Origin of the sequence: Micromonospora sp. NPDC051141, assembly GCF_044455765.1 — a bacterium.
In the GTDB taxonomy this organism is placed as follows: Bacteria; Actinomycetota; Actinomycetes; order Mycobacteriales; family Micromonosporaceae; genus Micromonospora.
Genome location: NZ_JBITFD010000019.1, coordinates 1 through 12,470 on the forward strand (window position 1 = coordinate 1; position 12,470 = coordinate 12,470).

Consider the following 12,470-nt stretch of genomic DNA (forward strand, 5'->3'; position numbering starts at 1 on the left):
GGCGGCCGGCTATGCCTGTCTCCCCGCGGGCCCGGGGGGGGGGGGGCGGGGGCGGGCGGGGCCGGGGGGGGGGCGCCCCCCCCCCCCGGCCGGCGCCCCCCCCCCCCCCCCCCCCACGGGCTGAACGGATCAGTAGTTGAGGGAGCAGAACTCCGGGTGGCCGACCGCGGTGCCGGTGCACTCGACCCGGGCGTCGGTCGGATACACCTTGACCGTCATGGTCGAGGTGAAGTTCGCCGGGGTGAACGTCAGCGATCCGCCGACGCCGAACGGCTGCCCGCTGACGGTGCCGGAGAAGTTGCGCCCCCAGGTGGCCGCCGTGCCGAGGGTGTACGGCCCGCCGACCGCGGTGGGCGGCGTGCCGGACTTGGTGTAGCTCTTCCGTTCAAGGTTGGTGGAGACACCGCCGCTGGTCCGGTCCGCGTTACTGGACACGATCTTGGCGTAGGTGACCGAGCTGCCGTTCGAGCACCACTCGACGTTCATGGTCATGAAGGCGGTGGTGGCGCTGACCGTGCCGGTGCTGCCGTTGGTGTAGACGACGGGCACGTTGAGCTCGTTCACCGGGATCTTCATCTGGAGCCGGTAGGCGCTGCCCGACGCCTGCGCGCAGGTGCCCTGAAGATATCCGGTGTACGTCGCGGCGCTGGCCGGCGGCGCGGCCACCGCGACCAGGCCGGCCGCGCATCCGGCGGCGAACAGCGAACGAATCATGTTGCGGGTGACTCGCGACATTTCCTCTTCCTCTTTTCCGTCCCACGCGAGGTGGGGCGCCGGCAATTGTTCCCGCGTCGGTGCGCAGGGTGGGGTGGAAGCGTCCGGCGTTCGCCCGTACCGCATCAGCGCCGGTCAAGCCGCTTGCCGGTGACGGATCACCGGGTCGGCGGTGTGCCGCGCGGCCGGGCAACGCGAATTCCGTTCCCCGCTTCTATTCGTATCATCCGATCCCGGGAAATGCACCCGGAGGAAGGTGAATTGCTTTTGCTGCCACAACAGTTGACCCCCGAAACTGTCTTAGCATTTTCCTTTCCGCAGCACCGGGCTGGCCCGGACCCGCGGTGTCACCCCTAGGATCGGCCGGCATGAGTGTCGATCCGGCGGACCACCGGCTGCGGCGGGCCCGGCGCGTCACCCTGCTCTCGCTGGGCACGAACGGGTGGACCACGGTGCTGCTGCCCGCCGTCGGCCTGCTCCGGGAGCCGGACCCGGTGCGGGCGGTGCTCGGCGTGGTGGGGTTGCTCGGCTTCACGGTGGCCCAGGTGGCGGTGCTGCACGCGGCGGTCACGCCCTGGCTCGCCGCCCCGGCGCGGCGCCGCCGGCACCTCGTGCTGGCGGTGGCCGCGTTGCTCAGCCTGCCCCTGGTCGGCCCGGTTGCGGCCGGCGCCTGGCCGACCTGGGCGTGGTTGGGCGCGTCGCTGGTCGGCATGACGCCGTTGCTGTTCCGGCCGGCGGTGGCGGTGGTCGCGGCGGTCGGAGTGCTCGCCGCCGCGGCCGGGGTCACCGTGGCGACCGGTGGACCGCTGCCCACGGCGCTGCTGGTCGCCGGCGGGGTGGGCGCCGGGATCGCGCTGCTCACCTGGGTCCAGGTGTGGTTCTGGGACCTGCTGGTCGAGGCTCGGCAGGGGCAGGCGGCCGGGGCGCGGCTCGCCGCGACCGAGGAGCGGCTGCGGTTCGCCCGCGACGTGCACGACCTGCTCGGCCACGATCTCACCGTGATCGCGCTGAAGGCCGAGCTGGCCGAGCGGCTGGCGTCGGTGGACGGCGCCCGTGCCGGCCGGGAGGCGGCCGAGGCGCGTCGGCTCGCCGCGTCGGCGTTGACCCGGGTCCGCGCCGCCGTGCACGGCTATCGCGCCGTCGACCTGGTCGAGCAGGCGGCGGCGGTGGGGGAGGTGCTGCGCTCCAGCGGGGTGCGCTGCACGGTCGGGCCGCCGGTCGGCGCGCTGCCGGCCCCGGTCGCCGCCGACCTGGCCGCCGTGCTGCGCGAGGCCGGCACCAACGTGCTCCGGCACAGCCGGGCCGGCTGGTGCCGGATCGAGATCACCCGCGACGATGGGCTGGTGACGCTCACCGTACGCAACGACGGCGTCCGTGGCCCCGGCCCGGACGCCTTCAGCGGTGGCCTCCGTGGCCTCGCCGACCGGCTCGCACCCTCCGGTGGCCGCGTCCGGGCCTCCACCGAGGACGGCGTGTTCAGCCTGGTGGCGACCGTGCCGGTGACGCCGTGATCCGGGTGCTGCTGGCCGACGACGAGGAGCTGATCCGGCTCGCGCTGGCCGCGCTGCTCGACCTGGAACCGGACATCGAGGTGGTGGCGCACGCCGCCGACGGGCGGGCCGCCCTGGCCGCCGCGCTGGCCCACCGCCCGGACGTCGCCGTGCTGGACCTGGAGATGCCGCCGCCCGACGGCGTGGCGGTCGCCGCCGAGCTGACCCGTCTGCTGCCCGGGTGCGCCCCGGTGATCCTCACCGGTCACGGCCGGCCCGCGCAGCTCCGGCCGGCGCTGGCGGCCGGGGCGCGCGGGTTCCTCGCCAAGGGCGCTCCCGGCGGCGCGCTGGCCGACGTGATCCGCCGGGTGCACTCCGGCGCACGCTACGTCGACCCGGCGCTCGCCGCCGACGCGTTGACGCTGCCCGAGTGCCCGTTGACCCCGCGCGAGCTGGAGACGCTGCGACTGGCCGAACTGGGCACCCCGGTCGCGGTGATCGCCCGCCGGACCCACCTGGCCGCCGGGACCGTCCGCAACCACCTGAGCGCCTGCGTGCAGAAACTCGGCGCCGCCGACCGGGCCGAGGCGGTCCGGCGGGCCCGTGAGGCCGGTTGGCTCTGAGCCGGGCGGTCCGCAACCGGGTACCGGACGTCCCCGCCGTCCGCCGGGGACTAGCCTGGTCCCGTGCGGACGGTGGAACTGCTCTGCTCACCCGAGCTGGACGCCACGGTGCGGGCAGCCTGGAGCCGGCTCGCCGCCGCCGGCCTGCCCAGCCTCGCCCGTAACACGCATCCGACCAACCGGCCGCACCTGACGCTCGCGTCGGTCGACGATTTCCCGCCCGGCGCCGAGCAGCGCCTCGCCGACCTCTGCGACGCCGCGTTGCCGCTGCCCGTCCGGCTCGACCGGCTGGCGGTTCTCGACGGCAGCGCGCCGCTGGTCTGGCTGGTCCGTCCGACGCCGCAGCTCGTCGCGCTGCACGGCGCGGTCTGGGACGTGCTCGCCGAGGCGTCCGGCCCGCACCCGTGGCACCTGCCCGGCCGCTGGGTGCCGCACCTGAGCCTGGCGTTGCGGTTCCGGGGGGCGGACCGCCGCCGCGCCCGGGCGGTCGCCGCCGCGGACCGCCCGGGCGGGGAGTTCGTGGCCGCCCGCAGCTACGACGGCGACACCCGCACCGTCACCGAGCTGACCGCCACCTGCCCGCGCCCCGGCGGCTGAGCCGGGGCCGCCCCGGTTGTGGGGCGGCCCCGGACGCGGTCAGCGGTGGAAGCGGAGGTAGTCGAACTCCGCCGTCACCGCCGGCGTCGCGCCGCCGTGGGCGACCAGGCCGATCCGCGGCGTGGTGTCGGCCGGGAAGGTCCACACCGCGCCCCACGTCCAGTGCGTCCCGTCCCGGCTGGAGCCGGCGCGGAACTCGTGCTCGCCGGTGACCCGGTCGACGTGGTGGGCCAGCCGCAGCCAGGTCGTGGTCCCCGGGGTGCCGACGATGCTGCCGCCGTAGACCGGCTGGCCGGCGAAGGGCAGCTCGTAGCCGAACTCGACCTGCCGGGTGTTCCAGATGGCCACCTGGCTCAGCCGGGCGAACCGGTCGTCGTCGACGTACGCGACGAGGCCGGCCTGCTGGTAGTTGCGGACCGTCTCCTCGCCCAGGTCGAGCGTCACCCTGGTCTCCGCCACGTAGTCACCGGCCGGCGCGTCGCGCAGCAGCACCCCGGCGGTGTTGCCGGTGCCGGAGAGGTCGGCGTCCTGGACCGGCCAGCGCAGCGCGCCGCCGGACACGGTCGCGGCCGGGTCCTGGCGTACCCACCGCCAGGCCGGGTCGAGGCCGCCGGAGAACTCGTCGGAGTAGTCGCGCAGCACCGGGCCGACCCGGGGCGGGGCGACCTCGTGCCGCGCCGGGCGGTACAGGCGGGCGGCGCTGACGTTGTCGAACTCGGCCGTTCCGCCCTCGGCGCGCAGCGCCAGTGGGCCGTTCGCCGGCCGGGCGAGCCGCACCGACACCCGGGCGACCGGGTCGCCGAGCCGGGACGGGCTGAGCGTGGCGACGAGTTGCCGGCCGCGCACCTCCACGGCGAGGTTGTGCCGGTCGCGCAGGTCGGTGCCGGCGGGCAGCGGCACGCTGGCGGCGCCGGCGGCCAGCCGGCCGCCGCCGACCCGGACGTCCACCGTGCCGAGCCGCAGTCCGGCCGTGGTCGCGCCGGTCAGCCGCAGGTCGGTCTCGACCCGCAGGTCGCCGCCGAGGCCGGTACGGGAGGTGAGCGTCCCGGTGCCGGTCAGCACGCCGCCGGCGGCCCGCCACGAGCCGGACCCGGTCCGCCAGTCGCGCAGGTCGGCGGTCTCGAAGCGGGCGTCGACGCGACCGCTGGTGGCCGGCGCGGGGCGGTCGCCGTCGGAGGGGCCGGCGCCGGCGTTGACGGTGGGCCATCCGTCGATCCAGTCGAGGCGGTCCAGCAGCATCGGCCGCTCGTTGACGCCGAACGGCTCGTCCAGGTAGGGGTCGGCCCGGTCGATCGCGTGGTAGGCGATCCAGTCCTGCCCGGACAGGTCGGTGAGCACCGCGTTGTGGCCGGTGCCGATCCACCGGTTGCCGTTCTGGGTCAGCACCGGCGAGCCGCCGGCCCGGGAGACGTCGAGGCGCTGGCCCTCGCGGTCGAGGAACGGACCGCGCGGGTCGCGGGCACGGCCGACCTGGACGGAGTAGCCGGTGGCCGGGCCGGCGCAGCAGTTCGCGGTGGAGGCGAAGAGGTAGTACCAGCCGTCGCGGCGCAGCGCGTAGGCGCCCTCGAACTTGTTGTCCACCGCGACCGGTGTCGACGTGCCGACCGCGCGCAGCCCGTCGGGGGTCAGCTCGGTGACCGAGATGCCGCCGTAGTAGCTGCCGTAGTAGAGGTAGGAACGGCCGTCGGCGCCGGTGAGCTGGCTCGGGTCGATGGTCCACAGGTAGCCGCCGCCGGGGCCGGGGCGCGGGGCGACCACCGGCGTGTCGACGAACGTCCAGGGGCCGGCCGGACTCGGCGCGGTAGCCACGCCGACGGCGGTGTCGAACGTGTCGTCGGAGACGGTGGTGTCGGTGACGGTCAGGTACATCACCCAGCGCCCGCCGATCCGGCGCACGTCGGGCGCCCAGAACGCGGAGCCGGGCGCGGCGTAGGCGGGCCGCTGGTCGGCGCTGAACGCGTCGCCCACGTAGCTCCAGTCGACCAGGTCGGTGGAGCGGGCGATGGGCACCCGGTGGACCCGGCCCTCGCCCTCGCGCAGCGGGTCGGAGGTGCCGAAGGCGTACCAGACGCCGTCGTCGCCGCGGACCACGACCGGATCGGCGAAGGTGTCGGCGAACCCGGCGGAGACCGGGTTGCGGTAGCGGTCGGGCCCGGCGGCGGGCGCGGGCGCCGCCCCGGCGAGCGTCAGGGTGAGTACGGCGGCGAGCACGCCGCCGCGGTGGAGGTGTCGCATCGGGCCTGCCTCGGAGTAGACGGAGGTCACTGCGGTGCACACGTTTGTACAGCGTTGGATACAACGTTGTAAAGAACCGTTCGGAGGAGAGTGGGCGCATTGCCCCCGGCGCTCCCGTCCCGGGTGGTTACGTGAGGTGCAGACCCCGTTGCACCGTGTCCCGACGAGAGGGGGCGCAGACCATGCGAGTGCCCAGCCGTAGCCCCGGTCGCCAGCCCGGCCCCACCGTCACGTCCACCGCTCCCGCCCGCCGGCTGCCGGCCGTCGACCGGCCCGCCGCCGGGCCCGACCTGGCCGCCTACCGGGCGGCGGTGGCGGACCTGCTGGTCGAGGTGGGCGCGTTGGCGGACGCGCCCTCGACCACCGCCCGACAGGTGCTGCTCGACCAGCGGCTGCGCGAGCCGGCCATCGCCGCGGTCCTGGACGCGACCCCGCAGGGACTGGTCGGCGCGCGGGAGACGCTGCTGCTGGAGATGGCCCGCTACCAGCCCAACGCGCGCAGCTCGGCGCAGGACCTGACCGCGCTGGTCCGGATCTTCCTGCTCTCCCGCGTCGACGTGCTGTGGTGGCGGGACAGCCCGACCTTCCGCACCGACGACCAGGTGCGGGCCAGCACCGAACTCGTCGACCTGGAGTGGCTGCGCCGCCGCGGCTTGCTGGAGTTCCGCTACCGCGAGCAGCCCGCCACGGTGCTGGGACGCGGGCTGCACGCGGTCCGGCGCCGGGTCCGCCCGGGTGCCAGCCCGCGTACCGCCGGTCTGCTGTTCCGCCGGGCCCGTCGTGAGATGGTCGCGCTCCTCAACGACCTGGCCCGGGAGTTCGCCACGGTCACCCGCGCCGGCACGCCGCCGCTCTGGGTGACCAGCCTGGCCCGCAGCGCCGAGCACCAGTACCGGCTGCGCCGGCTGGGGTACGCCGCCATGGTGCCCAGCGGGCACTGCCTGGGCTGGGCGGCCGACGTCGAACTCGACTGGTACGAGCGGTTCGGCGCGCGCAACGCCCTGGCCGGGTTGCTGCTGGGCCGGCAGGAGGCCGGCGAGATCAACGTGGTCGACGAGGGACAGGCCTGGCACCTCTGCCTCGCGCCCTCGGCCCGTCGCCGGTACCGGCGGGCGTACGAGGCCGAGATGGGGTGCTGACCCGATGTGCGGGATCGCGCTGAGCATCGGCCCGGAGGCCGACCCGGCCACCTTCCGGCGGATGCTGGCCGCGCTGGCGCCACGCGGGGAGGTGACCGAGACCCGGCAGGAGAACGGCCTGCTGGCCGGCGTACGCCGACTGCGGATCGTGGACCGGGACCGGTCCGCGCAGCCCTGGGTCTCACCCGACGAGCGGCACCTGCTCTGCTTCAACGGCGAGGTCTTCAACCACCACGAGCTGCGCGCCGAGCTGACCCGGCTCGGTCACGTCTTCCGCACCACCGGCGACACCGAGGTGGTGCTCGCCGCGTTCCGCCAGTGGGGCGAGGGCGCGGTGCGCCGGCTGCGTGGCGAGTACGCCTTCGTGGTGGCCGAACGTGCCGGCGGTCGGGCGTACCTGGCCCGGGACCCGCTCGGGGTGAAGCCGCTCTACTGGTCCCGCGGCCCGGGTTGCCTGCACCTGGCCTCCGAGGTCAAAGCGCTGGTCGGGCACGGCGCGCCGATCAACGAGGTGCCGCCCGGGCACCACGGCTGGGCCGGGCCCGACGATCCGGTCCGGCTGCGCCCGCACGTGGACCTGCTCACGCTCGGCGCCGGGCTGCCGGTGATCGACGACCCGGACGAGGCCGCCCTGCTCGTCCGCGTCGCGCTCACCGACGCCATGCGGACCCGGTTGGACACCGACCTCACCGTGGGTGTGGTGCTCTCCGGCGGCCTGGACAGCTCGCTGGCGTTGCTGCACGCCCGGGAGCTGCATCCGGACTGCGTGGCGGTGACCGTCGGCGCTCCGGACAGCCCCGACGTGGCGTACGCGCGGCGGCTCGCCGCCGACCTCGGCGTGCCGCACGAGGTGGTCGAGCTGCGTCCGCGCGACATCCGCCACGCCGACGTGCGCGAGGCCATCCGGATCTCGGAGCTGACCGAGTACGGCGACATCATCAACGCGGTGGTCTCGGTGCCGATCTTCCGGCGCCTGCGCGAGCTGGGCGTGAAGGTGGTGCTCACCGGCGACGGTTCGGACGAGCTGTTCGGCGGCTATCCCATGTACCACCAGGTCGGGCCGGAGCGGTCCCGCCGGCTGTTCCTGCACAGGATCCGCAACCTGTGCCGGACCGAGTTGCAGCGGGTGGACCGGGCCAGCATGGGGCACGGCGTGGAGGCCCGGGTGCCGTTCCTCGACCTCAGCGTCGTCGAGCTGGCCATGCGGCTGCCGTTGGACCTCAAGCTGCGCGCCGGGCAGGAGAAGTGGATCGTCCGGCGGGCCTTCGCCGACCTGCTGCCCGACTACGTCCGGCGCCGGCCGAAGAACCCGATGTCCTACTCGTCCGGGCTGCACGAGCGGGCCCGGCTCTACAAGCCGCTCTTCGCCCGGTTGCACCGCTCCTTCGGCTACCACCTGCTGGAGCCGGTCCGGCGCGACTTCGACAGCGTCCTCACCCGGTGCGGCAACGACCTCGACCGGGCCATCGCCGACGGCGTGGCCCGGCCCGACTACACCGTGCTGGAACACGCCCGGGACCTGGTCGGGGCGGCCCGGTGGAACGCCGCGCCGATGGTGCGTCGGCTGGTCAACCCGCGGCGTACCCGCGGCGGCGACGAGGCGTCCCTGTCGGGGTGAGCCGTCCGCGATGGACATCCGGGCGTCGCTCTTCTAGCGTCGCGGGCATGCGGAGGACTCTCGTCGCCACCGGTCTCGCACTGCTGCTGCTCGGCGCCGGCTGCGGGGAGGGCCGCCCGTCGGCCGGCCCGGTCGGCCCGGCCGACGTCGGCACGCCGACCGCGTCCCGGCAGGACCCGGGCCAGGCCGAGCGCACGCTGGCCAGCCTGCGCAAGGTCGACGACCTGCCGCTGTACGAGATGACCTACGTCGGCGACTACGACCCGACCGCCGGGGTGGCCGACAGCACGCCGCCGAGCCCGTTCGGCTGCTCGCTGTTCGCCGCGCTCGCCGACCGGGACCGGCCGCTGTTCGCCCGCAACTTCGACTGGCAGCCGAACCCGGCGCTGGTGCTGCGCACCGACCCGCCCGACGGGTACGCCTCGATCTCGCTGGTGGACATCTCCTACCTGGGGGTGCCCGCCGACCCGGCCGGGGACCGACGACTGCTCGACGCGCCACTGCTGCCGTTCGACGGAATGAACGAGCGCGGCCTCGCCGTGGGGCTCGCCGCCGACGACGGCGCGCGGGCCGAACCGGTGGCCGGGCGGCCCACCGTCGGCTCGGTGCGCATCCTGCGCCTGGTGCTCGACGCGGCGGCCACGGTGGACGAGGCGGTCGCCGTGTTCGAGCGGTACAACCTGGACTTCGACGGCGGCCCGCCGCTGCACTACCTGCTCGCGGACGCCACCGGGGCGTCCGCCGTGGTGGAGTTCGTCGACGGGAAACTGCGCGTCGACAAGCGGCGGGGCCCCTGGCAGGCCCTGACCAACGTGCCCGCCGTCGGCGTGCCGGACCGGGAACTGCGCCAGGACCACCGGTACGGCGTGCTGGCCCGGGAGCTGGACCGGGCCGGCGGGACGGTCGACGCCGCCGGCGCGCTGCGCCTGCTCGACGCGGTCCGCCAGTCGCACACCCGCTGGTCGGTGACGTACGGGCTGCGCAGCGGCGAGGTGCGGCTGGTGACCGCCGGTGGCGGCGCCCGCGACTACCGGCTGCCGATGGGCTAGCCGACCGGGTGCCCGTGCCGGCGGGCCAGCGCGCCCAGGTCCGGCTCGCCGAACCGCTCGACGAGCGCCGCGAACCGGGCGACCTTGTCCGCGCCGAAACGCCGCACGGCCGCCGAGTACGAGGCGGCGGAGACGAACGTCGGCGGCGTCGTCTTGCTGTGGAACTTGTCCGCGTACATCACCAGCACCTCCTCGTCGGTGCCCGGGGTCCAGTCCGCGACCGGGAGCGGAAGCCGCTGCCGGAGCACGTCCTCGCGGGTCAGGCCCACCCCGGTGTGCCGGGAGCAGAAGCGGCCGAGCGTCTCGGGCAGGCCCGCCTGGAGCAGCAGCGCGTGGCCCAGCACGCCGTGCCGGACGTAGTTCGCCCGGTCCAACCGGCCGGCGGCGTCGTGCAGGCGGTAGACGCCGATGTCGTGCAGCAGGCTGCCGGCCCGCACCAGGGCGACGTCCAGGCCCGCGCCGTGTCGCTCCAGCAGTTGCTCCGCCACCTCGCACACGATCCGGCAGTGCGTCCAGACGAGGTGGAACGCCGCCTCCGTCGGCGCGTGCCGCTCGTGCAGCGCCCGGATCTGCGCGTCCGTCGGCACGGCGGTCCGCTGCTCGGTCGTCATGTTCCCGGGTCCCTCCCACGGGTCGGGCCCGGCCCCCTCGGGGGTGCCGGGCCCGGTGCGGCCGTCGTCAGGTCACCAGCTCAGGTAACCCGCCTGGGTCTGCGCGTTCAGCTCGGGCACCAGCAGGAACTGTGCCAGCCAGGTGCGCGGGTCGCGCAGCTCCAGCACGTCCAGTCCCTTCTGGATGTCGCTGGAGTAGATGTGGCCGTTGTACCAGTACGCCGACCAGGAGCCGCCGGTGCGTAGCTGGGTGGCGTCCAGCGGGCCGCGCTCCCAGTAGGCGATCTCCTTCGGCGTGCGGGAGTCGGTGAAGTCCCACACCGAGATGCCGCCCTGGTACCACGCCTGGACCATGATGTCGCGGCCGGGCACCGGGATCAGCGAGCCGTTGTGCGCCACGCAGTTCTCGGTGTCCGCGTTCACCCGGGGGATCTTGTAGTAGCTGCGGAACGCCAGCTTGCGGGCGTCGCCGCGACCGGTGATGTCGTAGATGGCGTCGGCGCCCCGGTTCGGGCCGACCACCTCGTTGCAGGTGGCCGCGCCGCCGCCGCCCAGCTCGTCGGTGAAGACGACCTTGGTGCCGGTGTTGTTAAACGTGGCCGAGTGCCAGAACGCGAAGTTCTCCGTGTCGGTGACCCGCTCGATGACCCGCGGCGCCTCCCGGTCGGAGATGTCCAGCAGGATGCCGTCGCCCATGCACGCGCCGGCGGCCAGGTCCTTCGACGGGTAGGCGGTGATGTCGTGGCAGCCGGTGGTGGCGGACTTCTCACCCGGGATGCCCGGGTAGCCGCCGTCCGGGAAGAGGTTCGGCGTGGCCACGACCGAGGCGGTGGTGGGGTTCCTCACCGGCACCTTGACGATGGAGATGGAGTCGTGCGGCGGCTGGCAGTCCGGGAACTCGGCGCGCGGGCTGTACGACGAGACGTACAGGTAGACGTCGCGTCGGTCCTTGCCCGGCACCAGCGTGTGGGTGTGCGAGCCGCACGCGGTCTCCACCGACTTGATGTAGCGCGGGTTGCGCTTGTCGCGGATGTCGAAGATCTTGATGCCCTCCCACGACTCCTTGACGGAGGCGGGCTGGGCGGTGCTGGCGCACGAGTCGTCGGTGCGGGACGAGTCGGTGGACAGGAACAGCAGGTCGCCGCTGACCGAGATGTCGTTCTGCGAGCCGGGGCAGAGCACCTGCGCCACGATCGACGGCCGGCTCGGCCGCGACACGTCGTAGACGACGAAGCCGTCGTAGTTGCCGACGAACGCGTACCGGCCCTGGAAGGCGATGTCGGTGCCCAGGGCGGCCGTGGTGTCGAACGGGGCCTGCTTAGGCAGGTTGGCCACCTGGCGCAGGTTGGGGCTGCTGGAGATCTCGTCGACCCCGGGGACGGCGTTGTCCACGGTGGCCGGCGCCGCCTGGGCGCGGGGGAGTTCCTGGGCGCTGCTCGGGGGCGCGGCGACCACGCCGGCGAGCAGCAGGCCGGCGGCGGCGAGGCTGACGGTCCGGGCACGGGACATGCGGATGTTGATCATCGGCAACACCCTTCGAAAGGGGGATGATGATTCGCCACACCTTACCGATCGGTGACCGTCATCAATGTGACGCCGATCACATCGAGGAACTTTACGCTCTGGATAGGATCGCTGTCACCTCGACCGGAGGGAGGGTCGTATGACCGGCCGGCAGGCACGCGTGTGGCTTCCCGTCACAGCGCTGGTGGCGCTCCTGGTGCTCGGCGGCCTGGCGCTGGCCGGGCGCGACGACAGCCGTCCGGCGGCGGCGCGGCTCAGCCCGGCCGCCACCGCCCCGACCACGCCGGCCGCGACCAGCGCGACCGGCTCGGCGCCGCCGGTGCTGGTGCCGGGACGCCCGGGGGAGCCGGCCGCCACCCGCGACGGCGGGCAGGTCCGCAACGCGGCGGCGCGCTTCAACAGCCTCGACGTCTGGTACGTCCGGATGATGATCCCGCACCACGAGCAGGCGCTGGAGATGGCGACGCTCGCCCCCGACCGGGCCGCCGACCCCCGGATCCGCGCCGTCGCCGACCGGATCCGAGCCGCCCAGGGGCCGGAGGTCGGTGTGCTGCGGGCCTGGCTCAGCACCCGCGACCTGCCCGCCGAGGTCGCCGGACACGATCACGCCACCATGCGCGGGATGCAGTCCACCGAGGCGGTGCGGCAGCTCGCCGCCGCCCGGGGCGCGGAGTTCGACCGCCTCTTCGTGCAGATGATGACCGCCCACCACCAGGGCGCGGTGGTGATGTCCACCGACCTGCTCAGGGTCGGCGCGGACCAGGCGATGCAGGAGTTCGCCAACGCGGTGGCCGTCGAGCAGTCCGCCGAGATCACCCGCATGCGGGCCCTCCTCACCCGCTGACCGGGCCAGGGCGACCCGCCCGGCTG

The 12,470-nt window shown here is 74.5% G+C and carries 11 protein-coding genes; 7 read left to right on the plus strand and 4 right to left on the minus strand.

The window, feature by feature from the left end; translation table 11 throughout:
- Positions 1 to 129 precede the first annotated feature (129 nt).
- Positions 130 to 735 (minus strand): hypothetical protein, encoded by a 606-nt coding sequence (locus ACIA6B_RS28550; RefSeq protein WP_396778010.1) that lies wholly within the window; start codon positions 733 to 735, stop codon positions 130 to 132.
- Between the two features lie 347 nt (positions 736 to 1,082).
- On the opposite strand from ACIA6B_RS28550, the gene ACIA6B_RS28555 reads away from it, so the two are divergent.
- The 3 genes from ACIA6B_RS28555 (at position 1,083) to ACIA6B_RS28565 (ending at position 3,424) form a co-directional block, all read left to right on the plus strand.
- Positions 1,083 to 2,225 carry a sensor histidine kinase gene (locus ACIA6B_RS28555; protein ID WP_396778012.1) on the plus strand — a complete coding sequence of 381 codons (1,143 nt, stop codon included), beginning with the start codon at positions 1,083 to 1,085 and terminating at the stop codon, positions 2,223 to 2,225.
- On the plus strand, positions 2,222 to 2,827 hold the full coding sequence (locus ACIA6B_RS28560) for a response regulator (protein WP_396778014.1): 606 nt from the start codon (positions 2,222 to 2,224) through the stop codon (positions 2,825 to 2,827). The genes ACIA6B_RS28555 and ACIA6B_RS28560 overlap by 4 nt, the downstream gene beginning before the upstream one ends.
- A 63-nt stretch (positions 2,828 to 2,890) precedes the next feature.
- Complete coding sequence (locus tag ACIA6B_RS28565) at positions 2,891 to 3,424, plus strand: 2'-5' RNA ligase family protein (protein ID WP_396778016.1); 534 nt, start codon at positions 2,891 to 2,893, stop codon at positions 3,422 to 3,424.
- 39 nt (positions 3,425 to 3,463) lie between these two features.
- On the opposite strand, the gene ACIA6B_RS28570 is transcribed toward ACIA6B_RS28565, so the two are convergent.
- Positions 3,464 to 5,659 (minus strand): family 43 glycosylhydrolase, encoded by a 2,196-nt coding sequence (locus ACIA6B_RS28570; protein WP_396778018.1) that lies wholly within the window; start codon positions 5,657 to 5,659, stop codon positions 3,464 to 3,466.
- 182 nt (positions 5,660 to 5,841) lie between these two features.
- On the opposite strand from ACIA6B_RS28570, the gene ACIA6B_RS28575 reads away from it, so the two are divergent.
- The 3 genes from ACIA6B_RS28575 to ACIA6B_RS28585 are packed head-to-tail and all read left to right on the plus strand — an operon-like array spanning position 5,842 to position 9,465.
- Positions 5,842 to 6,798: a hypothetical protein gene (locus ACIA6B_RS28575; RefSeq protein WP_396778020.1), complete on the plus strand. Its 957-nt coding sequence runs from the start codon at positions 5,842 to 5,844 to the stop codon at positions 6,796 to 6,798.
- Positions 6,799 to 6,802: 4 nt separating this feature from the next.
- On the plus strand, positions 6,803 to 8,416 hold the full coding sequence (locus ACIA6B_RS28580) for an asparagine synthetase B family protein (protein ID WP_396778022.1): 1,614 nt from the start codon (positions 6,803 to 6,805) through the stop codon (positions 8,414 to 8,416).
- Between the two features lie 47 nt (positions 8,417 to 8,463).
- Positions 8,464 to 9,465, plus strand: a complete 1,002-nt coding sequence (locus ACIA6B_RS28585; protein ID WP_396778023.1) for a linear amide C-N hydrolase — start codon at positions 8,464 to 8,466, stop codon at positions 9,463 to 9,465.
- Here ACIA6B_RS28585 and ACIA6B_RS28590 read toward each other — a convergent pair.
- Both ACIA6B_RS28590 and ACIA6B_RS28595 read right to left on the minus strand, forming a co-directional pair.
- A complete protein-coding gene (locus tag ACIA6B_RS28590; protein ID WP_396778025.1) occupies positions 9,462 to 10,076 on the minus strand; it encodes an HDIG domain-containing metalloprotein in 615 nt (204 codons plus the stop codon). The two genes, ACIA6B_RS28585 and ACIA6B_RS28590, sit on opposite strands and share 4 nt — an antisense overlap.
- A gap of 72 nt (positions 10,077 to 10,148) precedes the next feature.
- Positions 10,149 to 11,585, minus strand: coding sequence for an LVIVD repeat-containing protein (locus ACIA6B_RS28595; protein ID WP_396778249.1), 1,437 nt, complete (start codon positions 11,583 to 11,585; stop codon positions 10,149 to 10,151).
- A gap of 154 nt (positions 11,586 to 11,739) precedes the next feature.
- Between ACIA6B_RS28595 and ACIA6B_RS28600 the strand changes: the two genes are divergently transcribed.
- Positions 11,740 to 12,444, plus strand: a complete 705-nt coding sequence (locus ACIA6B_RS28600) for a DUF305 domain-containing protein (RefSeq protein ID WP_396778027.1) — start codon at positions 11,740 to 11,742, stop codon at positions 12,442 to 12,444.
- The last annotated feature ends 26 nt before the right edge of the window (positions 12,445 to 12,470 follow it).

Excerpts from the sequence above, each read along its gene's own strand:
- ACIA6B_RS28570 (WP_396778018.1), bottom strand. The coding sequence starts at position 5,659 with ATGCGACACCTCCACCGCGGCGGCGTGCTCGCCGCCGTACTCACCCTG.
- ACIA6B_RS28590 (WP_396778025.1), bottom strand. The coding sequence starts at position 10,076 with ATGACGACCGAGCAGCGGACCGCCGTGCCGACGGACGCGCAGATCCGG.
- ACIA6B_RS28555 (WP_396778012.1), top strand. The coding sequence starts at position 1,083 with ATGAGTGTCGATCCGGCGGACCACCGGCTGCGGCGGGCCCGGCGCGTC.
- ACIA6B_RS28595 (WP_396778249.1), bottom strand. The coding sequence starts at position 11,585 with ATGTCCCGTGCCCGGACCGTCAGCCTCGCCGCCGCCGGCCTGCTGCTC.
- ACIA6B_RS28585 (WP_396778023.1), top strand. The coding sequence starts at position 8,464 with ATGCGGAGGACTCTCGTCGCCACCGGTCTCGCACTGCTGCTGCTCGGC.
- ACIA6B_RS28575 (WP_396778020.1), top strand. The coding sequence starts at position 5,842 with ATGCGAGTGCCCAGCCGTAGCCCCGGTCGCCAGCCCGGCCCCACCGTC.
- ACIA6B_RS28580 (WP_396778022.1), top strand. The coding sequence starts at position 6,803 with ATGTGCGGGATCGCGCTGAGCATCGGCCCGGAGGCCGACCCGGCCACC.
- ACIA6B_RS28550 (WP_396778010.1), bottom strand. The coding sequence starts at position 735 with ATGTCGCGAGTCACCCGCAACATGATTCGTTCGCTGTTCGCCGCCGGA.
- ACIA6B_RS28600 (WP_396778027.1), top strand. The coding sequence starts at position 11,740 with ATGACCGGCCGGCAGGCACGCGTGTGGCTTCCCGTCACAGCGCTGGTG.